21 protein-coding genes are annotated in these 22,314 nt (G+C 72.6%); 14 read left to right on the top strand and 7 right to left on the bottom strand.

The window, feature by feature from the left end:
• Positions 1 to 485 precede the first annotated feature (485 nt).
• Complete coding sequence (gene panD, locus AB0J04_RS27540; protein WP_363171243.1) at positions 486 to 905, top strand: aspartate 1-decarboxylase; 420 nt, start codon at positions 486 to 488, stop codon at positions 903 to 905.
• Between the two features lie 29 nt (positions 906 to 934).
• Entirely contained in the window at positions 935 to 1,282 is a 348-nt protein-coding gene (locus tag AB0J04_RS27545) for a GNAT family N-acetyltransferase (RefSeq protein ID WP_363171244.1), read from the top strand.
• A 417-nt stretch (positions 1,283 to 1,699) separates the two neighbouring features.
• Here the strand turns inward: AB0J04_RS27545 and gndA are convergent, their stop codons facing one another.
• Positions 1,700 to 3,139, bottom strand: a complete 1,440-nt coding sequence (gene gndA / locus AB0J04_RS27550; RefSeq protein ID WP_363171245.1) for an NADP-dependent phosphogluconate dehydrogenase — start codon at positions 3,137 to 3,139, stop codon at positions 1,700 to 1,702.
• A 205-nt stretch (positions 3,140 to 3,344) separates the two neighbouring features.
• Here gndA and AB0J04_RS27555 point away from each other — a divergent pair, with 205 nt between their 5' ends.
• Complete coding sequence (locus AB0J04_RS27555) at positions 3,345 to 4,553, top strand: transglycosylase family protein (protein WP_363171246.1); 1,209 nt, start codon at positions 3,345 to 3,347, stop codon at positions 4,551 to 4,553.
• Here the strand turns inward: AB0J04_RS27555 and AB0J04_RS27560 are convergent.
• A complete protein-coding gene (locus AB0J04_RS27560; RefSeq protein WP_363171247.1) occupies positions 4,543 to 5,739 on the bottom strand; it encodes a DMT family transporter in 1,197 nt (398 codons plus the stop codon). The genes AB0J04_RS27555 and AB0J04_RS27560 overlap by 11 nt on opposite strands.
• A 227-nt stretch (positions 5,740 to 5,966) precedes the next feature.
• Between AB0J04_RS27560 and AB0J04_RS27565 the strand changes: the two genes are divergently transcribed.
• From AB0J04_RS27565 to AB0J04_RS27585, 5 genes are all read left to right on the top strand, one after another.
• Positions 5,967 to 6,728, top strand: coding sequence for a (2Fe-2S)-binding protein (locus tag AB0J04_RS27565; RefSeq protein ID WP_363171248.1), 762 nt, complete (start codon positions 5,967 to 5,969; stop codon positions 6,726 to 6,728).
• A gap of 39 nt (positions 6,729 to 6,767) precedes the next feature.
• Positions 6,768 to 7,931, top strand: coding sequence for a glycogen synthase (gene glgA, locus AB0J04_RS27570; protein WP_363171287.1), 1,164 nt, complete (start codon positions 6,768 to 6,770; stop codon positions 7,929 to 7,931).
• Between the two features lie 53 nt (positions 7,932 to 7,984).
• The gene (gene glgC, locus AB0J04_RS27575) at positions 7,985 to 9,205 is read left to right on the top strand and encodes a glucose-1-phosphate adenylyltransferase (RefSeq protein ID WP_363171249.1); all 1,221 of its coding nucleotides are present in this window, start codon (positions 7,985 to 7,987) and stop codon (positions 9,203 to 9,205) included.
• A 104-nt stretch (positions 9,206 to 9,309) separates the two neighbouring features.
• Entirely contained in the window at positions 9,310 to 10,686 is a 1,377-nt protein-coding gene (locus AB0J04_RS27580; protein ID WP_363171250.1) for a wax ester/triacylglycerol synthase family O-acyltransferase, read from the top strand.
• A gap of 102 nt (positions 10,687 to 10,788) precedes the next feature.
• Positions 10,789 to 12,309, top strand: a complete 1,521-nt coding sequence (locus AB0J04_RS27585; protein ID WP_363171251.1) for an SDR family NAD(P)-dependent oxidoreductase — start codon at positions 10,789 to 10,791, stop codon at positions 12,307 to 12,309.
• On the opposite strand, the gene AB0J04_RS27590 is transcribed toward AB0J04_RS27585, so the two are convergent.
• The gene (locus AB0J04_RS27590) at positions 12,288 to 13,073 is read right to left on the bottom strand and encodes an SDR family oxidoreductase (protein WP_363171252.1); all 786 of its coding nucleotides are present in this window, start codon (positions 13,071 to 13,073) and stop codon (positions 12,288 to 12,290) included. The genes AB0J04_RS27585 and AB0J04_RS27590 overlap by 22 nt on opposite strands.
• Before the next feature lie 25 nt (positions 13,074 to 13,098).
• Positions 13,099 to 13,548 (bottom strand): hypothetical protein, encoded by a 450-nt coding sequence (locus tag AB0J04_RS27595; protein WP_363171253.1) that lies wholly within the window; start codon positions 13,546 to 13,548, stop codon positions 13,099 to 13,101.
• Positions 13,549 to 14,005: 457 nt separating this feature from the next.
• Here AB0J04_RS27595 and AB0J04_RS27600 point away from each other — a divergent pair, with 457 nt between their 5' ends.
• The gene (locus AB0J04_RS27600; protein WP_363171254.1) at positions 14,006 to 14,179 is read left to right on the top strand and encodes a hypothetical protein; all 174 of its coding nucleotides are present in this window, start codon (positions 14,006 to 14,008) and stop codon (positions 14,177 to 14,179) included.
• A gap of 86 nt (positions 14,180 to 14,265) precedes the next feature.
• Here AB0J04_RS27600 and AB0J04_RS27605 read toward each other — a convergent pair whose 3' ends face one another.
• Positions 14,266 to 15,609 carry an amidase family protein gene (locus AB0J04_RS27605; RefSeq protein ID WP_363171255.1) on the bottom strand — a complete coding sequence of 448 codons (1,344 nt, stop codon included), beginning with the start codon at positions 15,607 to 15,609 and terminating at the stop codon, positions 14,266 to 14,268.
• 77 nt (positions 15,610 to 15,686) lie between these two features.
• Complete coding sequence (locus AB0J04_RS27610) at positions 15,687 to 16,403, bottom strand: FCD domain-containing protein (RefSeq protein WP_363171256.1); 717 nt, start codon at positions 16,401 to 16,403, stop codon at positions 15,687 to 15,689.
• A gap of 186 nt (positions 16,404 to 16,589) precedes the next feature.
• Between AB0J04_RS27610 and AB0J04_RS27615 the strand changes: the two genes are divergently transcribed.
• Genes AB0J04_RS27615 through AB0J04_RS27635 form a run of 5 tightly spaced genes read left to right on the top strand, consistent with a single transcriptional unit; the run spans position 16,590 to position 20,782 of the window.
• The gene (locus AB0J04_RS27615) at positions 16,590 to 17,924 is read left to right on the top strand and encodes an L-fuconate dehydratase (protein ID WP_363171257.1); all 1,335 of its coding nucleotides are present in this window, start codon (positions 16,590 to 16,592) and stop codon (positions 17,922 to 17,924) included.
• Between the two features lie 5 nt (positions 17,925 to 17,929).
• Positions 17,930 to 18,685 (top strand): SDR family oxidoreductase, encoded by a 756-nt coding sequence (locus AB0J04_RS27620; RefSeq protein WP_363171258.1) that lies wholly within the window; start codon positions 17,930 to 17,932, stop codon positions 18,683 to 18,685.
• Positions 18,682 to 19,650 (top strand): aldo/keto reductase, encoded by a 969-nt coding sequence (locus tag AB0J04_RS27625; RefSeq protein ID WP_363171259.1) that lies wholly within the window; start codon positions 18,682 to 18,684, stop codon positions 19,648 to 19,650. The genes AB0J04_RS27620 and AB0J04_RS27625 overlap by 4 nt, the downstream gene beginning before the upstream one ends.
• A complete protein-coding gene (locus AB0J04_RS27630; protein WP_363171260.1) occupies positions 19,647 to 19,961 on the top strand; it encodes an L-rhamnose mutarotase in 315 nt (104 codons plus the stop codon). The genes AB0J04_RS27625 and AB0J04_RS27630 overlap by 4 nt, the downstream gene beginning before the upstream one ends.
• Positions 19,958 to 20,782: an amidohydrolase family protein gene (locus tag AB0J04_RS27635; RefSeq protein ID WP_363171261.1), complete on the top strand. Its 825-nt coding sequence runs from the start codon at positions 19,958 to 19,960 to the stop codon at positions 20,780 to 20,782. The genes AB0J04_RS27630 and AB0J04_RS27635 overlap by 4 nt, the downstream gene beginning before the upstream one ends.
• Here the strand turns inward: AB0J04_RS27635 and AB0J04_RS27640 are convergent.
• Positions 20,770 to 22,191, bottom strand: coding sequence for a lipase maturation factor family protein (locus AB0J04_RS27640; protein ID WP_363171262.1), 1,422 nt, complete (start codon positions 22,189 to 22,191; stop codon positions 20,770 to 20,772). The two genes, AB0J04_RS27635 and AB0J04_RS27640, sit on opposite strands and share 13 nt — an antisense overlap.
• Positions 22,192 to 22,314: the final 123 nt, after the last annotated feature.

Raw genomic sequence — 22,314 nt, forward strand, 5'->3', positions numbered from 1 at the left:
GGGCGTGCCCCCCCCCGCCCCGCAAACCGCCGGATGGGCGAGAAACCACCGCGGGCCCGCGGGGGGGGGGGCCCCCCGCGCCCCCCCCCCCCGGCCCGGCCGCTTTCTTGAGGGAATGCTTGCCCTCAGTGGCGCACCGGTGCGCTGGGCGTGATGCCCTCGTATCCGCGCAGCGCGGCTGCCGGTGAGCGAGACGCACCTCGAACCGGGCTCGCCGGGCGTTCGCCGGACGGGCGCACCCGACGCCGTGTCGCGCGCCGACGGCCCGGTGACCACGCGGGTCGCCCGCGCTCCGACGGCCGGGGCGGTGAACGACACACGCGTGCTCGTGCGACTGGCGTGGCGTCAGAAAGGTCGGCAACGGGTCGGTGTGAGTCCTGATACACCCGGGCGCAGCTGACCGAACACGCGAATCGTTGTAGCCTCCGGTGAACGCCCTTGACCTGAAAAAACAGGCAGGGAGCAGACAAAACGGGAGTTTCTCCGTGTTTCGTACCATGTTCAAGTCCAAGATCCACCGAGCCACCGTCACCCAGGCCGACCTGCACTACGTGGGATCGGTGACCATCGACGCAGAGCTGTTGGACGCCGCCGACCTGCTGCCGGGTGAGCTCGTCCACATCGTCGACATCACCAACGGGGCACGGCTGGAGACGTATGTCATCGAGGGCGAGCGCGGGTCGGGGGTGGTCGGGATCAACGGGGCCGCCGCCCATCTCGTCCACCCCGGCGATCTGGTGATCATCATCAGTTACGCTCAGGTGACCGATGCCGAGGCGCGGGCGCTGGAGCCACGAGTCGTGCACGTGGACCGCGACAACCGGATCGTGGCCCTCGGGGCCGACCCGTCGCAGCCGGTACCGGGCTCCGACCAGGAGCGCAGCCCGCACGCGGTGTCGGTCTGACCGAAACAGACCTCGCACCGGGAGTGCCCATGAGCGACATCGAGATCCGCGACGACCGGGCGGCGGGCCGCCTCGAAGCCGTCGGTGACGGCGGCGAAGTCGTGGGCCGCATCGAGTACTTCGTCCTGGAGTCGCCCGGGCGCGCGCTGGTCCCGGTGCACACCATCGTCGAGTCCGCCCACGAGGGCAAGGGCATCGCGGGGTCGCTGGCGCGCGAGCTGTACGCCGTCTCCGCGCGCGAGGGCGTCCCCGTGGCGCCCCTGTGCCCGTACGTCGTGAAGTGGGCCGCACGCCATCCCGACGAGGCTCCGGCAGCCGATCCCGAGCTGCTGGCCGCCGCCAAGGACTGGCTGCGCGCGCACCCCGGCCGGTTCTGACCGACGCGGCCTGCGGCACGTCGGCCACCCGGGTGAGTGGCCGCGGCCGCCCCGGGTACGCGGGGGAGTAGTCCAGAGCCAAGCGCGACAACTGGCCGGAGGACACCATGACCAACCCGCACCCCGACCCGGTCCCACCCGGACCGACCCCCGGACCGCCCCCGGTCCCCCCGGACCCCTTCCCCGCCCCGATGCCACCCCCCGTCCCGGAACCGACCCCACGACCGGGCCCGCCCCCGGACCCGTCCCCCTCCCCGATCCCTCCGGGCCCGGAACCGACCCCCGACCCGGAACCGGGCCCACCCCTGACCTGACCGCCGACGATGCCCGACACCCCCACGGGGCGCGGGGAACCGCGCGAGCAACCCCCGCCCACGCGCACCCGCGCCCCCACGGAATCACCCCATGCGGTGGGCGCTACGCGGAGACCTCCGACCGGTCCCCGCCCCACAGCGTGTGGAAGGACCCCTCCCGGTCCACCCGCCGATACGTGTGCGCGCCGAAGAAGTCCCGCTGCCCCTGCGTGAGCGCCGCAGGCAACCGCTCCGCCCGCAGCGCGTCGTAGTAGGCGAGCGCCGCCGCGAACCCGGGCGTCGGCACCCCCTGCAGCGTCGCGGCGACCAGCACCTCACGCCACGGGTCCTGCGCCGCGGCGATCTCCGAGGCGAACGTGGCGTCGGACAGCAGGCTCGGCAGGTCGGCCCGGGCGTCGTACGCGGCGCGGATCCGGTCCAGGAAGGCCGCGCGGATGATGCAGCCGCCGCGCCAGATCGCGGAGACCGCGCCCAGGTCGATGTCCCAGCCGTACTCCTCGCTGCCCGCGGCGATCTCGTGGAAGCCCTGGGTGTACGACACGATCTTCGAGGCGTACAGCGCCTGCTCCACCCGGTCGGCGAAGGCCTGCGCCTCCGCCTCGCCCAGCGCGGACGCCTTCGGCCCCGCCAGGCCGCGCGAGGCCTCGCGCAGCGCCCCGTGGCCCGAGAGCGACCGGGCGAAGACGGCCTCGGCGATGCCGGAGACCGGCACGCCCAGGTCCAGCGCGATCTGGACCGTCCAGCGGCCGGTGCCCTTCTGCTCCGCCTGGTCCACGACGACGTCCACGAAGGGCCTGCCCGTGGCCGCGTCCACGTGGGACAGCACCTCGGCCGTGATCTCGATCAGGTAGGAGTCGAGGCGTCCGGTGTTCCAGGTGCGGAAGATCTCGGCGATCTGCGCGGGCTCGTACCCGGCGACGTCGCGCAGCAACTGGTAGGCCTCGCCGATGAGTTGCATGTCGGCGTACTCGATGCCGTTGTGGACCATCTTCACGAAGTGGCCGGCGCCGTCCGGGCCGACGTGCGTGACGCAGGGCGAGCCGTCCGCGGCTTTGGCGGAGATCTTCTCCAGCATCGGGCCCAGCGATTCGTACGACTCCGGCGAGCCGCCCGGCATGATGCTCGGTCCGTGCAGCGCGCCCTCCTCGCCGCCGGAGATGCCGGCGCCGACGAAGTGGATGCCCTGCTCGCGCAGTTCGCGCTCGCGGCGGCGGGTGTCGGCGAAGTGCGCGTTGCCGCCGTCGATGATCATGTCACCCGGTTCGAGCAGCGGGGCGAACTCCCGGATCACCGCGTCGGTGGGCTCACCGGCCTTGACCATGATGACCAGGCGGCGGGGCCGCTCCAGCGCCGCCACGAACTCCTTGGCGGTCTCGGCCGCGACGAACTCGCCCTCGTGGCCGAATTCCTCGACCAGGGCGTGCGTCTTCGCCGCCGTACGGTTGTGCACCGCGACGGCGTAGCCGTTGCGGGCGAAGTTGCGGGCGAGATTGCGGCCCATGACCGCGAGCCCCGTGACGCCGATCTGGGCTGAAGTGCTCATACGGTTGGCTCCTCCAAAGGTGTGCCCGTCAGTACGGTCGATACCGTCACCGTCCTGAGGACCATCTTGACGGTTTTCTCGACCGGTTTCGCGACGGGGTCTCCCCGTGCCACCGAGGGAGCCCACGCGGCCGGTTGTGGTCTTGTCATGGCCTGTTCGCAGCCCGTATTTTTGCCGCTCCTGACGCATGTCGAGGGGGATCTCCATGGCCGTACGCGGCCGGCACCGCCGGTATCAGCCGAACAGGATCAACCGAGCCTCACTCACCGTCACGGCGGGCGGCGCCGGCATGGCGCTACCGCTGATCGGCACCGGCGTCGCCCAGGCGGCCGACGTGGACACCTGGAACAAGGTCGCCGCGTGCGAGTCGACCAACGACTGGAACATCAACACCGGCAACGGCTACTACGGCGGGCTGCAGTTCACCCGGTCCACCTGGGAGGCGTACGGCGGCACGCGGTACGCGCCCCGCGCGGATCTGGCCACCAAGGACCAGCAGATCGCCGTCGCCGAGAAGGTGCTGGACGGACAGGGGCCCGGCGCCTGGCCGGCGTGCTCGGTGCGGGCCGGACTGAGCCGGGGCGGCGACGCCCCCGACATCCACCCGAACGGCACCTCCACGAAGACGACCGAGAAGTCCGGCCCGACATCGAACAAGACGTCGAAGACGTCCCTGGACGACGTGCAGGCGCACAGCACGCCCCAGTCCCGGGCCGGCACCGTGGAGATGTACACGGTCGTCCGCGGCGACACCCTCTCCGGCATCGCCGACACCGAGGAGGTCAAGGGCGGCTGGCAGGGGCTGTACGCGGCCAACCGGACGGTCATAGGAGCCGACCCGGACCTGATCCTGCCGGGCCAGCGGCTCAGCCTGGCGGAGGCGGCGAAGCAGAAGACCTCGCCGAAGACCTCCCCCAAGCCCTCCTCGGGGGCCAAGGAGGGCAAGAAGGAGAGCAAGCCCGCCAAGAGCGACAAGGCGAAGGAGTCCGACGGCAAGGCGACGACCGGCCATTCCCTGGTCGCGCCCGTCACCGCCGGCACCGGAACGCCGTACCACGCGACCGGTTCCTCCTGGTCGAAGGGCTACCACACCGGCGTCGACTTCCCCGTGCCCACCGGCACCTCCGTGAAGGCGGTCTCGGCGGGCAAGGTGGTGAGCGCGGGCTGGGGCGGCTCCTTCGGCTACCAGGTGGTCATCCGGCACGCCGACGGCCGTTACTCGCAGTACGCCCACCTGTCGGCGATCTCCGTACGGGACGGTCAGTCGGTGAGCGGCGGCCAGCGCATCGGCCGGTCCGGCTCCACGGGCAACAGCACGGGCCCGCATCTGCACTTCGAAGTGCGGACGGGGCCCGGTTTCGGTTCGGACGTCGATCCGGTGGCCTATCTCCGGGCCGGCGGCGTCAGGATTTGACGCGCACCCGGCGCCGGTCGGGGGCCGGCGCCGGGACGTACAGGCCACCGGGGAAGGTGTGGTGGAGGAGGAGAACCGGCGGTTCGTCCTCCCGCAGGTCGGCCAGGTCGGCCTCCCGCAGGTCGGTCAGGTCGGCCAGTTTCCCCAGGTCGACCGGGACGTCCGTCTCACCGGCCTGGGCGGGAACCCGGCCCTGGGCCGACGCCGGCAGGCTCTCCTGCACCCGCACCTGCTCCCGTCCGCGCTCCTGGCCCTTCGCCACGAACGCGTCGGCGAGCTTCTCTTCGAACGCCTCGTCGGCGGCCGGCGTCAGCGTCGGCGCGTCCTGGGCAGCCGGAAGCCCGGCCACTGGGGATCCGCTTTGAAGACGCTCTGTCGTCAGCAGGATCAACCCGCCCGCCGCCACCACGCCGCAGCTCAGGGCGAGCGCGGTGCCCGTGGTGCCGTAGCGGAAGGTCTCGCCGAGCATCGTGATGCCCACCGCGGCCGCCACCACCGGGTTGACCACGGTCAGCGTCGCCAGCGGGGCCGCGAGGCCCGCGCCCCGGTAGGCGGCCTGCGACAACAGCATGCCGGCCGTGGCCAGCACCCCGATCACGGCCAGGGAGGGGAGGTCGGCGGCCGTGACGCCGCCGGCCCAGTCGACGGCGACGGTCTTGGTGAACACCGACGACATGCCGAACGCGATGCCCGACGCGGTCGCCAGCAGCATGCTGCGGACCGCCGGGTGCCGATGCGCGGCCCGCGCGGCGATCATCAGGGCCACGACCGCGGCGGCGGTGACCACGGCCACCGTCACCCGCTGCGGGGTGCTCAGGGACTGCGCGTCGGACGCCCCGACGAGGGACAGCAGACCGGCGAGACCGACCGTCGCCATGATCGCGCCCCGCCAGGCCGTCGCCCCGGCCCTGCGGCCGACGAACAGCGCGGCCATGGGCAGCGCGAACACGATCGTCAGCGCGCCCAGCGGCTGGACGAGACTGAGAGGGCCGTAGGCCAGCGCCACCACGTGGAGAACGCCGCCGATGCCGTTCAACGCCACCGCGGCCCACCAGCTCGCCCGGCGCAGCGGCGCGTACTCCTCGCCCGGCGAGGACACCGCGACCTGCTCCTGCACGATCGCCCCGCCCGCGTACGCCACGGCGGAGACGAGCGACAGGACCACGGACAACGCGAGGGCGCTCATGAGCTGCTCCTCTGCGTGAGGCGGGGGCGCGGGGCCCGGCGCTGCGAACGGCTGGCTCTCATAACCAACACGATGCCTTGTGGATCTGTTCCCGTCGTCGTCCCTGAGCACGCAATGGGTCCTACTACCGATGGAGTAGAAAGCCCCCGGTGTCCTCCCTCAGGCGGGTGCCGAGCCAGGGATCCCCCTGAGCACGACCCCGACCGTCCTTGGTACTACTGCACCTCGTGGACCTCGACCCCCGACTCGCCGCGCTCCGCCCGCTCGGCGGCTTCTTCGCCCTGCGCACCCCACTACCCGGCTCAGGAGAGCCGCCCCGCCCCCTGCCGACGCTCGCGCGGGCCTACGGGGAGATCCCTGACGGCGCGGCGGCGGAGGCCGACGCCGACCCTCTGACCTTCAGGATCCGCAAGGTGAACCGGGCCCTGCGCGCCCCCGAGGAGCGGATCGGCGCCTCCGTGGCGCAGCAGGGGCTCGCGGCCCGGCTCTGGTCGGTCACCCTGGGCTGCGCCGTCCTGTACGGGGCGATCCCCGACCTCGCCCCGGAGCGCTTGCGTTGGGACCCGGACGCCGGAGCCCCGGACGACCTGTGGCTGACGGAGGTGCGGCCGAGGCCCGCGGACGCGGCGACCGTGGCCGAGACCGTCCTCGACGGCCACCTCGAACCGCTCTCCGCCGCCCTGCGCGCCCGCTGCCCGGTCGCGCCGGGCCTGCTGCGCGGCAACGCCGCCTCGGCTCTGGCCGCGACCGCCCGGCTGCTGGTGCAGTGGGCGCGCCCACAGGGCCGCCCCGACGTCGCCGCACACGCGCGTGCCCTCACCGCCGAACTCCTCGCCCACCCGCTCCTCGCGGACACCGGCACCCTCACCGGCACCGCGTTCCGCCGCCGCAGCTGCTGCCTCTACTACCGGGTGCCCGACGGCGGTGTCTGCGGCGACTGTTGCTTCACACGACCCCCGCGCTCTTCCCCACACGCCCCGTCTGGGTGACCATGAAGGGAGCCGACCGCTGAGATGGGGGGGTTCCGGGTGCGAGTGGGACTGCTGACCCGGGAGTATCCCCCGGATGTGTACGGCGGAGCGGGTGTCCATGTCGAGTTCCTCGCCCGCGAGTTGAGGCGGCTCGTCGACCTCGAGGTGCACTGCTGGGGCGAGGTGTCCAACGCGGACCGGGCGGTCGGCGTCCAGCGCCACCGTTCCTGGTCCGCGCTCGACGGGGCCAACGACGCGCTGCGCACCTTCTCCGTGGATCTCGCCATGGCGGCCGCCCTCGAAGGCCGCGAACTCGTCCACTCCCACACCTGGTACGCCAACCTGGCCGGACATCTCGCGAAACAGCTGTACGGCGTCCCGCACGTGGTCACCGCGCACTCGCTGGAGCCCCTGCGGCCCTGGAAGGCCGAGCAACTCGGCGGCGGCTACGCCCTGTCGAGCTGGGCCGAGCGGAGCGCGGTGGAGGCGGCCGACGCGGTGATCGCCGTCTCCGGCGCGATGCGCGAGGACATCCTCACCTGCTATCCGTCGCTGGCCGCGGACCGGGTCCACGTCGTGCACAACGGCATCGACACCGCCCTCTACCGCCCCGACCACGGCACCGACGCCCTCGCCCGGATCGGGCTCGACCCGGATCGCCCGTTCGTGCTGTTCGTCGGCCGCATCACCCGGCAGAAGGGCGTGCCCCATCTGCTGCGCGCCGTGCGGCACATCGACCCCGCGGCCCAGGTGGTGCTGTGCGCGGGTGCGCCCGACACCCCCGAGATCGACCGGGAGTTCCGCGACCTCTTCGCGGAGCTGAGCGGCGCCCGCGACGGCGTGCACTGGATCCCGAAGATGCTGCCACGCCCCGAGGTGATCCAACTCCTCACCCACGCGGCCGTGTTCGTCTGCCCGTCGGTGTACGAGCCGCTCGGGATCGTCAACCTGGAGGCGATGGCGTGCGGCACGCCCGTCGTGGCCTCCCGGGTCGGCGGGATCCCGGAGGTCGTCGAGGACGGCGTGACGGGCGCCCTCGTCGCGGTCGACGACGATTTCGAGGCGGGCCTCGGCCGCGCGCTGGACGCGCTGCTCGGCGATCCGGAGACGGCGCGCCGCATGGGAGAGGCGGGCCGGGCCCGCGCGGTGGGGGAGTTCGGCTGGGACGCGGTGGCCCGGCGGACCGTCCGGCTGTACGAGGAGATCGTCAAACAGGCGTAGACGACCTCGCGCCTGGGCAGCCATGGGTATCCAACAGGGTGAGGGGAGCGGCCATGCGTCGTGGTGGACCTTCGGTGCTCGGGATCGTGCTGGCCGGCGGCGAGGGCAAACGCCTGATGCCCCTCACGGCGGACCGTGCCAAACCAGCGGTCACCTTCGGTGGCACGTACCGGCTCGTCGATTTCGTCCTGTCCAACCTCGTCAACGCCGACATCCTGCGCATCTGCGTGCTGACGCAGTACAAGTCGCACTCGCTGGACCGGCACATCACGACCACCTGGCGGATGTCGAGCCTGCTCGGCAACTACGTCACGCCGGTCCCGGCCCAGCAGCGGCTGGGCCCGCGCTGGTACCTCGGCAGCGCCGACGCCATCCTGCAGTCGCTGAACCTGATCTACGACGAGCGGCCCGAGTACGTGGCCGTGTTCGGCGCCGACCACGTCTACCGCATGGACCCGCGCCAGATGCTCGCCCAGCACATCGACAGCGGGGCGGGCGTCACGGTGGCCGGGATCCGCGTCCCGCGCGGCGAGTCCTCGTCCTTCGGGGTGATCACTCCCGGCTCGGACGGCCAGACGGTCGAGCGCTTCCTGGAGAAGCCCGCCGACCCGCCGGGGCTCGCGGACGACCCGGCGTCCGTGTTCGCCTCGATGGGCAACTACATCTTCACCACCAAGGCGCTCATCGAGGCGCTTCAGCGCGACGCCGAGGACGAGACCTCCGTCCACGACATGGGCGGCTCGATCCTGCCCCAGCTCACCCAGCGCGGCGAGGCCCGGCTGTACGACTTCCACGACGGCCATGTGCCCGGCGAGACCAGCCGCGACCAGGGCTACTGGCGGGACGTCGGCACGCTCGACGCGTACTACGACGCCCATATGGACCTGATCGCCGAACGCCCCGCCTTCAACCTCTACAACCGCAGCTGGCCGATCTACACCCACTCGGGCCAGCTCTCCCCGGCCCGCTTCAGCGCGGGCGGCATCGCCGGTGAGTCGATCATCAGTTCGGGGTGTCTGATCCGCGGTCAGGTCACCCGGTCGGTGCTGTCCCCGGGGGTCGTGGTCGATCCGGGGGCGGTCGTGCAGGGCTCGATCCTGCACGACAACGTGCGCATCGGGCGGGGTGCGGTCGTGCGCGGGGCGGTCCTGGACAAGAACGTCGAGGTCCCTCCGGGTGCGACCATCGGCGTGAACCCGGAGCGGGACACGGAGCTGTACACGGTGTCCAAAGGCGGCGTGATCGCCCTGGGCAAGGGGCAGCAGGTGCCCTGAACTTAATGCGTTGTTAACTGTGCGTAGCATGATCGTACTTGACCGTAATCGCCCGGCGCGATTGACTGCTTGCCTCACCCTCTTCGTCGACGCGAGGCAAGTCCTTGACTGCTGATGATCTGCTGGCACCCCTCGACCTGGCGTTCTGGAACCTCGAGTCGGCCGAGCACCCCATGCACCTGGGCGCGCTCGGCGTCTTCACGGCGGACTCGCCCACCGCGGGCGCCCACGCCGCCGACCTGCTCGCGGCCCGCGCGGCCGCCGTCCCCGGGCTGCGCATGCGCATCCGAGACGTGTGGCGGCCGTTCGACTCCGCCCAGCCCTTCGACCTGCGCCGTCCGTTCGACCTGCGGCTGCCGCTCGCCTTCGGCGGCGCGACCCGGGAGCCGGACCCCGAGTTCGACCCCCTCCACCACGTCACCCTGCACGCGCCCACCGCCGACTTCCAGGACGACGCCGGCCTGCTCATGCAGCGGCCCCTGGAGCGCGGCCGCCCGCCGTGGGAAGCGCATGTGCTGCCGGGCGAGGACGGCGTGTCCTTCGCTGTGCTCTTCAAGTTCCACCACGCCCTCGCCGACGGCCTGCGCGCCCTGACCCTGGCCGCCGCCGTCCTCGACCCGCTGGACCTGCCCGCGCCCCGGCCCCGCCCCGCCGAGCCGCCCCGCGGGCTCCTCCCCGACGTCCGCAGACTGCCCGACCTGCTGCGCGGGGCCGTCTCCGACGTGGGCCGCGCGCTCGACATCGGCGCCTCCGTCGCCGTCCACACCCTGGGCATGCGCCCCAGCCCCGCCCTCACCGCCCGCTCCAGCGGCACCCGCCGCACCGCCGGCGTGGTCATCGACCTCGACGACGTGCACCGGATCCGCAAGGTCGCCGGCGGCACCGTCAACGACGTGCTGATCGCCGTCGTCGCCGGCGCCCTGCGCCGCTGGCTCGACGAACGCGGCGACGGCAGCGAGGGCGTCGTGCCGCGCGCCCTCATCCCCGTCTCCAAACGCCGCCCGCGCACCGCCCACCCGCAGGGCAACCGGCTCTCCGGGTACCTGGCCCGGCTCCCCGTCGACGACCCGGACCCGCTGAGCCGGCTGGCCACGGTTCGCGCCGCCATGGACCGCAACAAGGACGCGGGACCCGGCCGGGGCGCCGGCGCCGTCGCCCTGCTCGCCGACCATGTCCCGGCCCTCGGCCACCGCCTCGGCGGCCCGCTGGCCGGGCAGGCCGCCCGGCTCTGGTTCGACATCCTCGTCACCAGCGTCCCGCTGCCCAGCCTCGGCCTGAAACTCGGCGGGAACCCGGTCACCGAGGTCTTCCCGTACGCCCCGCTCGCCCGCGGCCAGGCGCTCGCGGTCGCCGTCTCGACCTACCGCGGCCAGGTCCACTACGGGCTCGTCGCCGACGCCGAGGCCGTCCCCGATCTCGACCGGTTCGCCCGCGCGCTGACCGCCGAGGTGGAGACGCTCATCACGGCCTGCGGCTCTTGACGGGAACGGGTTTGGAGGAGAGGCCCGGCGCTCCGTAAAATTCCCTGTTCGAGGCGGGCGCGGTCGGAGCGCCGCACGGGTCAGCAGGGAAGCGGCAGCGCGATGACGGTGACAGAGGACGGCTCGGCGGCGATCACCGAGGAGGCCGTGGACGACGTCGTGCAGGACGTCGTGTACGGCCCCGGCATCGACCCGGAGCGGCTCGCCGTCTGCCTCGCGGTGCTGGACGAACTCGACAAGCTGGACGTCGACCACCCCGACGCGATCGCCGTGCGCCGGGCCACCGCCGGCGTCTACCGCACCGTCAAGCAGCGCCGCCGCCAGGAGCGCCGGGCAGCCAAGACCGCCCACGACAAGGCGGTCACCGAGGCCACCGCCACCGGCTCCGCCCAGCGCATCGACGACGAGACCGAGGGCATCCTCCCGTCCTCCGTCACCGAGGAGGGCAAGATCGCGGGGATACTCCAGCGCCCGCGCTCCTGCTACACCTGCAAGGCCCGGTACGTGGAAGTCGACTACTTCTACCACCAGCTCTGTCCCGCCTGCGCCGACCTGAACCGCACCAAGCGCGACGTCCGCGCCGACCTCACCGGCAAGCGCGCGCTGCTCACCGGCGGCCGCGCCAAGATCGGCATGTACATCGCGCTCAGGCTGCTCCGGGACGGCGCGCACACCACGATCACCACCCGCTTCCCCAAGGACGCCATCCGCCGCTTCAAGGCCATGGACGACTCGGCCGACTGGATCCACCGCCTGGAGGTCGTCGGCATCGACCTGCGCGACCCGGCGCAGGCCGTGGCCCTCGCCGACCAGGTCGCCGCGGCGGGCCCGCTCGACATCCTCGTCAACAACGCGACGCAGACCGTACGCCGGCTGCCCTCGGCCTACGCGGCCCTGGTCGGCGGCGAGAGCGCCCCGCTGCCCGCCGGCGAGCTGCCCGCCCACCATGTCATCGGCGCCTTCGGCTCCGGCGCGGTCGACGGCCTCGCCGCGCTGCCCGCCGGCATCAGCGGCCTGGACGCACAGGCGGTCGCCGACCTCGCCCTGGTCGCCGGCAACGCGAGCGTCGCCCGGCACCTCGACGGCACCGCCATCGACGCGGGCGGTCTGGTGCCGGACGTCGTCGACACCAACACCTGGGTGCAGACCATCGAGCAGATCTCCCCGGTGGAGCTCCTCGAGACCCAGCTGTGCAACTACACGGCGCCGTTCATCCTGATCAGCCAGCTGCGCCCGGCCATGGCCGAGGCTGCCCGGAAGGCGGCGAGCGGACGCGCGTACGTCGTGAACGTCTCGGCGATGGAGGGCGTCTTCGGGCGCGGGTACAAGGGTGCGGGGCATCCGAACACGAACGCGGCGAAGGCCGCGATGAACATGGTCACGCGGACCAGTGCGCAGGAGATGTTCCAGGCCGACGGGATCCTGATGACGTCCGTCGACACGGGCTGGATCACCGACGAGCGTCCTCACTACGACAAGCTGCGGCTTGCGGAGGAGGGGTTCCACGCGCCTCTCGACCTCGTCGACGGGGCGGCTCGGGTGTATGACCCCGTTGTGCGTGGTGAGGCGGGGGAGGACCTGTACGGGGTCTTCTTGAAGGACTACGCGCCCGGGAAGTGGTAGGGCCGTTGCACGTCGGGACGCGCCGCTCTCACATGCGTGCCGCCGTCCACCAGCAGGTCGGCTCCTGTGATCCAGGTCGCCTCGTCCGACGCCAGCCACAGCACCGCCCTCGCCACGTCCTCGGGCTCGCCTATGCGGCCCAGCGGCAGGGCCGGTGCGATCTCCGTCTCTCTCGGCTCCCACATGAAGCGGGCCATCTCCGTCCGGACCAGGCCGGGGGAGACGGAGTTGACCCGTACTCCCGGGCCCAGCTCGCCCGCCAGTTGTCGGGTGAGGTGGCGCAGGGCCGCCTTGCTGGTGCCGTAGGCGCCCACGGACGGGCCGACGTGGGTCGCGCCCTCCGTGCAGATGTTGACCACGGCTCCGCCGTGCTCCCGCATCCAGCCGCGCCACGCGCACTGCACGAGCCGCAGCGGCGCCTCGACGTTCACCGTGAACGCCCGGCGCCAGACGGCCGGGTCGGCGTCCATCAGCGGGCCGTACGGCTGGTTGGTCGCCGCGTTGTTGACCAGTACGTCGAGCCGGCCGAACGTCCGCAGGCACAGCTCCGTCAGCTCCTCGGGGCACCCGGGATCCGCGACGTCGCCCGCGAGGCCGATCCCGCCCAGCTCCGCGGCCGTGCGGCTCACCTCGTCGGCGTCGCGCGCGCTCACGCACACCTTGGCCCCGGCCTCGGCGAGCGCACGCGCCACCGCCAGGCCGATGCCGCGCGTGGCGCCGGTCACGACCGCGGCCCTACCGCTCAACCCGTACGACGACGTCATCGGCGCACGGTCTCACGGCCCACCCTCAATCGACAGCCCCGAGACGTGAGTTCCGTGCCGCCACCAGTTCCAGCACCGTGCGCCAGTCCTCCAGCACCCCCGCGTCGAATCCGGCGACCCGGCCGTCCTCGTCGGCCTGGCGCAGGCTGAACACGTCGTCGTCGGCGGGCGTCTCGTGCCAGGGATGGAGGCCCATGAGGCGGGAGACACGGGTGCCCAGCAGCGGCCGTACGGCGTCGGCGGCGCGCTCCGAACGGAGGCCGGTGCCGGTGGGGCACAGGAGCCGGCCGATGGGGTGGACCAGCCCGGTGAGCTGGAGCTCCTTGTCGGCGGGGCGACTTCGGCGCAGCAGTGCGGCCGTTTGCAGCGCGTGATCGTGCAGATCGACGCCGACGACACCGCCGTCCGGGGCTTCCGGTACGCCCCGGCAGGCGTACAGCAGGTCCATCAGCTCCTCGACGCTGCGCAGCTCCATGCGTCTGTCCTTCCGCGAGACAGCCGTTGCCGGACGCCAGCAGACCAGGTCCGGCTTGCGATCGGACGAACGGCACTTGAACGGCGCGACGGACCGGCAGGCGCGTTCGCCGGTGTACGCCGGACGGGTGAACTCAAAGGGTGCGAAAGTGACGGAAGGAGTTCAATTCACTTGCGAGGACATACGGGTGACGCGCCATGGTTACCCCAAATTTTCAGCCCTATCGAGCGGCACCCCGCTCATTTGGTTAGTCTGTATCGGACGGACAGCAGGACGGAGTGCCACCCACACCCACCGTCCGTCTGGGACAAGCCGGTTCACAACGGCCAGCCCTCCTGGGAGTCACCGGCACCACAGTGTGGCCACCGACTTCAGCCAGACCTGAGGGAGCGTTGAGCGCCGGATCGCAGACTGACCGGCACGCCCCGAGGGTGACCCGACACATAAGGAGTGCGCGGTGACACCGGAGAAGACGAATCGCGAGGAACGTCCCAAGGAACGCCCGGAGCGGGCCGGCCGCAGGCCCGGCGAGATCGGCAGCCTCGACGTGTGGGCCCGCTCCGCCCCGATCCGCCTCGCGGGCTACGAGGAGGACCTCGCCGAGGACCACATCCTGCCCAGCGTGGACTGACCCGTTCGCGATCGCTCACCGCATGGGCGTGCGCCGCACCCGGCACGCCCATGCCGAGCCCCCGTCGTCTTCTTCCCGTCCCTCGGTCAGTCGAGCGGAGCCGTCCGCCGCCACGGCCGCAGGCTCTCCAACTGCCCCGCCAGCCGCAGTAGTTCGCCCTCCGTCCCCGGCCGGCCCACCAGCTGCACGGCGGTGGGGGCGCCCGACGGCAGCGTGCCGAAGGGGACCGCCATCGCGGGCCAGCCGGTCAGGTTCCACGGCGGGGTCAGCGGCGAGTAGTTCGTGTTCACCAGGACGTTGCGCAGCCAGCCCCGCTCGTGCCACGGCGCCGCCTTCGGCGACCGTCGCGCGAGCGCCGGGGTGAGCAGCACGTCGTACTCCGCGAAGAACGGCTCCAGCCGTCGGCGCAGCGTCTCCCGCGCCGAGCCGTCACGCACCCCGTTCAGGAAGCGCCGGCCGAGGGCCGCGTGCACCCGGGTGCGCCGGGTCAGCAGCCGTGGGTCGAGGCTCGCGGCGTCCACGGCCGTGCCGGCCGTCCAGTGCGCCAGCGAGGTGACGCCCAGCGACAGCGGATACGGCGGATCCGCCCGCTCCACGTGATGCCCCGCCCGGACCAGCACCCCGGCCGCCTCCCGCGCCGCGTCCGTGTACGGCCTGCTCACCGCGGTCCCGGCCAGCGGGCTGCGCACCGACACCGCGATCTTCAGCGCGGCGGGCTCCGCGGACGCCGGGACGTCGGTGTCGGCGAGGATCGACAGCATCAGCCGTACGTCCCGCACCGTCGTCGCCAGCGGACCGTTCTCCGACATCCCGAACCAGTCGCCGTCCCCGATCCCGGCCGGCACCACCCCGTGGCCCGGCTTGACGGTCACCAGGCCGCAGTTGGCCGCCGGTATGCGCAGCGACCCCATGCCGTCGTTGCCGAGCGCGATCGGCGCCATCCCGGCGGCGACCGCGGCCGCGCTGCCGCCGGAGGAGCCGCCGGCCGTGCGGGAGGTGTCCCACGGGTTGCGGGCGGTGCCGTGAACGCCCTCCGTGGTGCCGAAGACACACAGCTCCGGCACATTGGTCAGCCCCACCACCACGGCGCCGGCCGCCCGCAGCCGAGCCACGGTGACATGGTCGGCGTCGGCCGGGGTGTCCGGGGTCGCGGCCGAGCCGACCCGCGTCGACTCGCCCCGCACGCCGAGATTGTCCTTGACCGCCACCGGCACCCCGGCCAGCGGCAGTTCGGTCAGGTCGCCGCGGGCGGCCACCGCGTCGGCCTCGGCGAGCGCGGCCTCGGCCCGCACCACGCGGAACGCGCCGATCCGGCCGTCCAGGCGCTCGATGCGCGCGAGGTGCTCGGCCACCACCTCGCGCGGTGTGACCTCCTTCTCCCGAACGGCGGCGGCGATCTCGACGGCGGTCCGGCCGACCCAGCTGGTCACGGCGGCTCCTTGGTCCTACTGGTGAGTACGTGAGGAGAACTGTGCCCCGCCGGACGCCCCGCGTCGAGAGCCGGCGGTCAGGTGCCGACCTGTGCCCTGAGCCACTCCGCCACCTCGCCCACATGCGCGGCCGCGGCCGCGCGGGCCGCCTCCGGGTCGCGGGCGGCCAGGGCGCGGTGGATCGCGGCGTGTTCCCGGCGGGTGCGGTCGAAGGCGCCCTCCTCGCGGTAGCCGCGCCAGACCCGGGCCCGGAAGGTGCGCGAGGACAGGCCCTCGAGGATCGCCGCCATCGTCTCGTTGCCGGCGGCCGCCGCGATCGAGCGATGGAAGGCGAGATCGTGGGCGAGGATCTCGTCGGGGTCGTCGGTGGCGTTCATCGCGTCCAGATGGCCCTCGACGGCGGCCAGCTGGGCGGGGGTGATCCGCGCGGCGGCCAGCGCGGTCGCCGTCGACTCCAGGATCCGCCGGACCTCCAGCAGCTCCACCAGCCGGGGTCCGCGCGACAGATCGGCGACCACCCCGAACGTCTCCAGCAGGTCCCCGGCCTGGAGCTGCGTCACATAGATGCCCGAGCCGTGCCGGGCCTCCAGCACGCCCAGCACCGTGAGCGCCCGGATCGCCTCGCGCATCGAACTGCGCGAGATGCCCAGCTGGGCCGCGAGGTCGCGCTCGGTCGGCAGCCGCTGGCCCGGCTCCAGCAGCCCCTCGCCGATCATCGCCTTGATCCGCTCGATGGCGCGCTGCGTCACCGTGCCCTTGGGGGCTGCCGGTGCGTCCTGTCGCGGCTCGTCCACGTGCTCTCTCCTGTCGCCGGTGCCGCGCAGTCTAGCCATCGATGTGGTCGGACCACTTGCCTCAATAATGGGCTCAAACTCGCCTTCAGGGGTGTTGTGAGGGGGAAGTGGTCTGATAAATATGCTGGCTGTCGCACGAAGCGCGACGCTATGAAGCACGAAGCACGCCAGATGAGGAGCCGACCGATGGCGCCCCCGCCCACCGCCCGCGTCACCGCGGTCGACACCCACGACATCCGTTTCCCCACCTCGCGCGAGCTCGACGGCTCCGACGCGATGAACCCGGACCCCGACTACTCCGCCGCCTATGTCGTGCTGCGCACCGACGCGCCAGACGGCCACGAGGGGCACGGCTTCACCTTCACCATCGGCCGGGGCAACGAGGTGCAGGTCGCCGCGCTCGACGCCCTGCGCGAGCAGGTCGTCGGCCGGTCCGTCGACGAGCTCTGCGCCGACCCGGGCACACTCAGCCGCGACCTGATCGGCGACAGCCAGCTGCGCTGGCTCGGCCCCGAGAAGGGCGTGATGCACATGGCGATCGGCGCGGTCGTCAACGCCGTCTGGGACCTGGCCGCCAAGCGTGCGGGCCGGCCCCTGTGGCGGCTGCTCGCCGACGCCGAGCCCGAGTGGCTGGTGCGCCAGATCGACTTCCGCTACCTCACCGACGCCCTCACCCCCGACGAGGCCCTCGACCTGCTGAGCCGCGGCAAGGAAGGCGCCGAGAAACGCCGGGCCCGGCTGCTGGAGCGCGGCTACCCCGGCTACACCACCTCGCCCGGCTGGCTCGGCTACGACGACGAGAAACTGAGCCGCCTCGCCGCCGAGGCCGTCGCCGACGGCTTCCGGCAGATCAAGCTCAAGGTCGGCGCGGACCTCGAGGACGACATACGGCGCTGCCGCGTCGCCCGCTCCGTGGTCGGCCCGGACATCCGGATCGCGGTCGACGCCAACCAGCGCTGGGACGTCGCCGAGGCGATCCGCTGGACCCGCGCCCTCGCCGAGTTCGACCCGTACTGGATCGAGGAGCCCACCAGCCCCGACGACGTCCTCGGCCACGCGGCCGTCCGCCGGGCCGTCGCTCCCGTCAAGGTGGCCACCGGGGAGCACGTCCAGAACCGCGTCGTCTTCAAGCAGCTCCTCCAGGCCGGCTCCCTGGACGTCCTCCAGCTGGACGCCGCCCGGGTCGGCGGCGTCAACGAGAACCTCGCCATCCTGCTGCTCGCGGCCAAGTTCGGGGTCCCGGTGTGCCCGCACGCGGGCGGCGTCGGCCTGTGCGAACTCGTCCAGCACCTGTCGATGTTCGACTACGTGGCCCTCACCGGCACCACCGAGGACCGGGTCATCGAATACGTCGATCATCTGCACGACCACTTCCTCGATCCGGTGGTGATCCGCGAGGGTCACTACACGGCACCCACCGCGCCGGGTTTCTCGGCCGCCATGCGGCCCGAGTCGATCGCGCGGTACACGTATCCCGGCGGCGGCTTCTGGGCCGCCGACCTCAAGGACCGGAAGGAGTAGGCGCAGTGAGCGACTTCGAAGGGCTGACGGCTCTGGTGACGGGGGGCGCCTCGGGCATCGGCCGGGCGACCGCGGAGCTCCTGGCCGAGCGCGGCGCGCGGGTGGCCGTCCTCGACCTGGACCCGTCGAGCGTCGAGAAGCCCCTGCTCGGCTACCGCGCCGACGTCGGCGACGACGCCTCGGTGCGCGCGGCCGTCGAGGCGGCCGTCGCCGAACTCGGCGGGCTGGACATCCTGGTCAACAACGCGGGCATCGGCGCGCAGGGGACCGTCGAGGACAACGACGACGCCGAGTGGCACCGGGTGCTGGACGTCAACGTCGTCGGCATGGTCCGCACGGCCCGCGCCGCCCTCCCGCATCTGAGGCGCTCCGCGCACGCGGCCGTCGTCAACACCTGCTCCATCGCCGCCACCGCGGGCCTCCCGCAACGCGCCCTCTACAGCGCGACGAAGGGCGCGGTGTACTCGCTGACCCTCGCCATGGCCGCCGACCACGTCCGCGAAGGCATCCGCGTCAACTGTGTGAACCCGGGCACCGCCGACACCCCGTGGGTCGGCCGGCTGCTCGACGCGGCCGACGATCCGGCCGCCGAGCGCGCCGCGCTGGAGGCCCGTCAGCCCACCGGCCGGCTCGTCGGCGCCGCCGAGGTCGCCGGGGCCGTCGCCTACCTGGCGAGCCCGCTGTCCGGCGCCACCACCGGCACCGCGCTCGCCGTCGACGGCGGCATGCAGGGCCTGCGGCTCAGGCCGGTCGGGCAGTGAGCGGCCTCGGGCGCAGCGGCGTCCCCGTCAGCCCGCTCGGCTTCGGCGCCGCCGTCATCGGCAACCTGTTCACCGAGGTCGGCGAGGAGCAGGCGCACGAGACCGTGGCCACCGCCTGGCAGCAGGGCATTCGCTACTTCGACACCGCGCCGCACTACGGCCTCGGCCTGTCCGAACGCCGCCTCGGCGCCGCCCTGCGCGAACACCCCCGCTCGGAGTACACCGTCTCGACCAAGGTGGGCCGCCGCCTGGAGCCCACCGCCCGGGGCGGCGACGACCTGGCCGACGGTTTCGCCGTCCCCGCCACGCACGAGCGGGTGTGGGACTTCAGCGCCGACGGCGTCCGCCGCACCCTGGAGGCGAGCCTGGAGCGCCTCGGCCTCGACCGCGTCGACGTCGTCTACCTCCACGACCCCGACGACCACGCCGAAGAGGCCTTCCGCGAGGGCTACCCGGCGCTGGAGAAGCTGCGCGCGGAGGGCGTCGTCGGGGCGATCGGCGCCGGCATGAACCAGGCCGAGATGCTGACGCGCTTCGTCCGGGACACGGACGTCGACGTGGTGCTGTGCGCGGGCCGGTACACGCTCCTCGACCAGCGGGCCCGGACCGAGCTGCTGCCCGCCGCCGTCGAGCGGGGCGTGTCGGTGGTCATCGGGGGCGCGTTCAACTCCGGTCTGCTGGCGGACCCCCGGCCCGGCGCGACGTTCAACTACGCCCAGGCGTCGGCCGAGTTGCTGGACCGGGCGCTGCGCATGAAGGAGATCGCCGACCGGCACGGCACCACTCTGCGGGCCGCCGCCCTGGCCTTCTGCTTCGCCCATCCGGCCGTCGCGAGCGTCCTGGTCGGCACGCGCTCGCCGGACGAAGTGCGCGACTGCGCCGAACAGTTCGCGAACCCCGTCCCCGCCGCCTTCTGGCAGGAGCTGCGGGCTGCCGGTCTGCTCCCCGAGGAGGAGCCGTCATGAGGGTCGCCCTGCACACGAAGGTCCGCGCGGACCGCGTCGCCGAGTACGAGGCCGCCCACCGCGAGGTCCCGAAGGAGCTGACGGACGCCATCCGCGCCGCCGGGGCCGCCTCCTGGACGATCTGGCGCAGCGGCACGGACCTGTTCCACGTCCTGGAGTGCGAGGACTACGCGCGCCTCCTCGCCGAGCTGGAGAAACTGCCGGTCAACGTGGTCTGGCAGACCCGGATGGCCGAGCTGCTCGACGTGGTGCACGACTACTCCGACGACGGCGCGGGCGCGGGCCTGCCCGTCGTCTGGGAGCTGCCGTGACCGTCGACGCGCACCAGCACTTCTGGGACCTGTCGGTCCGCGACCAGGACTGGATCGCCGAAGGGAGCCCCCTCCGACGGGACTTCACCGTCGACGACCTCGCACCCGAGGCCCGCGCGGCCGGCGTCGACCGCACGGTCCTCGTCCAGACCGTCACCGTGGCCGAGGAGACCCCCGAGTTCCTCGCCCTGGCGGCCGAGCACGAACTGATCGCGGGCGTCGTCGGCTGGACCGACCTCACCCGCCCGGACGTCGCCGACGAACTGGCCCGGCTGCGGGAGCTCCCCGGCGGCCGGTACCTCAAGGGCGTCCGGCACCAGGTCCAGGGCGAGCCGGACCCGGAGTGGCTGCTGCGGGCGGACGTACGGCGTGGTCTCGCCGCGGTCGCCGACGCCGGACTCGTCTACGACCTGGTCGTGCTGCCCGGCCAGCTCCCGGCCTGCGCCCGGGCGGCCGCCGACCTGCCCGAACTCACCTTCGTCCTCGACCACTTGGGCAAGCCGCCCATCGCCGCCGGCGCACTGGAGCCGTGGGCCTCGGCCGTTCGGACCCTCGCCGCCCTGCCCAACACGGTGTGCAAGCTCTCCGGCATGCTCACCGAGGCCGACCCCGAGTCCTGGACCGTCGACGACCTCCGCCCGTACGCGGACACGGTGCTCGCGGCCTTCGGCCCGGACCGGCTGATGTTCGGCTCGGACTGGCCGGTCTGCACGCCCCTGGCCCCGTACGGCGAAGTCCTCGACATCGCACGCCGGTTGACCGATCCGGGCGACCACACCCGGATCTTGGAGACCACCGCCGTCCGCGTCTACGGCCTCTGAGCCGCCTCCGCCAGCCGGGTCGGCGGCAGGTACTCCCGCACATACGTCCGCTGCCAGCACGCGCCCGTCTCCCGCAGCTCCCGCCACGTCGTGTACCGGTAGCGGAAGAGGCGGGCGCGGATGTGGCGCGGGGGCTCGTCGGGCGGGAACGGGGAGCCGCGCAGCAGCTTCAGCGTGTCGCGGTCGTTCTCCAGCAGCCGCTCCACCAGGGCGCCGAACCACGGTCCGGCGTACGCGGGGGAGAGCGCCGCGAACCACATCAGCCAGTCGAGCCGCAGATGGTACGGGGCGAACTGGCGCGGCCAGCGCCGGGGATCGCCCGGCTTGCCCTTGAACTCGTACTCCCGCCAGTCGGAAGTCTCGCGCGGCACGTCGTCGAGCGTGCCCTCGACCACCACCTCGTAGCGGATCCGGCTGACGCTGCCGAACGCGCCGTAGGCGTTGACCAGATGCAGCGGATCGAAGGAGCGGTTCATCACCTGGCGGCGGGAGAGCATGTTGACCACCGGGTGGTAGCTGAGGAACAGCAGCAGCGCGCCGACGGCGAGGACGACCGCCTCGTACCAGACCGGAGCGGCCGGGAAGGACCGCTGTCCGGAGGGGAGTTCGAGCGCGGGCACGGCCAGGACGATCGCGATCCAGTTCAGCCAGGCGAAGTTGCCCGACGCCACCAGCCACAGCTGGGTCAGGATCATCAGCGAAGCGGCCGCGGTCGCGACCGGCTGCGGGGCGAACAGCAGGAACGGCACGAAGAGTTGGGTGACGTGGTTGGCGGCCGCCTCGACGCGGTGCAGGGGCTTCGGCAGCCGGTGGAAGAACCAGCTCAGCGGTCCGGGCATCGGCTGCGTCTCGTGGTGGTGGTAGAGGCAGGTGAGCTTCCGCCAGCAGGCGTCGCCCCGCATCTTGATCAGGCCCGCGCCGAACTCGACCCGGAACAGGATCCAGCGCAGCAGGAACAGCACGAGGATCGGCGGGGCCACCTCGTCGTTGCCGAGGAACACGGCGAGGAAGCCCGTCTCCAGCAGCAGCGACTCCCAGCCGAACGAGTACCAGGTCTGCCCGACGTTGACGATCGACAGATACAGGGCCCACGGCACCAGCCACAGCGCCATCGCCGCCCCGAGGGGGAGCAGGCCGTCCAGCCCGGCCAGCAGCGCCGCGGACACCGCGCAGCCCGTCCAGGCGCAGGCCGCGAACAGGCGGTCGGAGTAGCGCAGGTGGAACAGGCTCGGCGACTGTCGGAAGGGCACCTGCGCGACGAACCGGGGCACCGGCAGCATCCCCCGCGCGCCGAGCAGCGCCCGGAACTGCAGGGCCGCCGTCAGGAACGCGACCAGGTACAGACCGGCCAGGGCCCGCTGGAAGACCAGCCGGCTCAGCCAGTACTCGGGTGCGGTGAACCACTCCACGGACCTGATTCTCCTCTTCTGCCGCCTGCCGGATCACTGTGTGTGTTCACGTACTCCGCTTGCGTGACTCGGGAGGGTGAAGCAGACAATAGTGGGCGAATCACCTCAGCTGGACCGATCGAG

The organism is Streptomyces sp. NPDC050263, from assembly GCF_040655955.1.
In the GTDB taxonomy this organism is placed as follows: domain Bacteria; phylum Actinomycetota; class Actinomycetes; order Streptomycetales; family Streptomycetaceae; genus Streptomyces.

What these genes read in the sequence shown, in the direction of transcription:
- glgC (WP_363171249.1), top strand. Translation starts at nt 7,985, where the DNA reads ATGCGTCGTGGTGGACCTTCGGTGCTCGGGATCGTGCTGGCCGGCGGC.
- gndA (WP_363171245.1), bottom strand. Translation starts at nt 3,139, where the DNA reads ATGAGCACTTCAGCCCAGATCGGCGTCACGGGGCTCGCGGTCATGGGC.
- AB0J04_RS27585 (WP_363171251.1), top strand. Translation starts at nt 10,789, where the DNA reads ATGACGGTGACAGAGGACGGCTCGGCGGCGATCACCGAGGAGGCCGTG.
- AB0J04_RS27560 (WP_363171247.1), bottom strand. Translation starts at nt 5,739, where the DNA reads ATGAGCGCCCTCGCGTTGTCCGTGGTCCTGTCGCTCGTCTCCGCCGTG.
- AB0J04_RS27630 (WP_363171260.1), top strand. Translation starts at nt 19,647, where the DNA reads ATGAGGGTCGCCCTGCACACGAAGGTCCGCGCGGACCGCGTCGCCGAG.
- AB0J04_RS27555 (WP_363171246.1), top strand. Translation starts at nt 3,345, where the DNA reads ATGGCCGTACGCGGCCGGCACCGCCGGTATCAGCCGAACAGGATCAAC.
- AB0J04_RS27590 (WP_363171252.1), bottom strand. Translation starts at nt 13,073, where the DNA reads ATGACGTCGTCGTACGGGTTGAGCGGTAGGGCCGCGGTCGTGACCGGC.
- AB0J04_RS27595 (WP_363171253.1), bottom strand. Translation starts at nt 13,548, where the DNA reads ATGGAGCTGCGCAGCGTCGAGGAGCTGATGGACCTGCTGTACGCCTGC.
- AB0J04_RS27615 (WP_363171257.1), top strand. Translation starts at nt 16,590, where the DNA reads ATGGCGCCCCCGCCCACCGCCCGCGTCACCGCGGTCGACACCCACGAC.
- AB0J04_RS27545 (WP_363171244.1), top strand. Translation starts at nt 935, where the DNA reads ATGAGCGACATCGAGATCCGCGACGACCGGGCGGCGGGCCGCCTCGAA.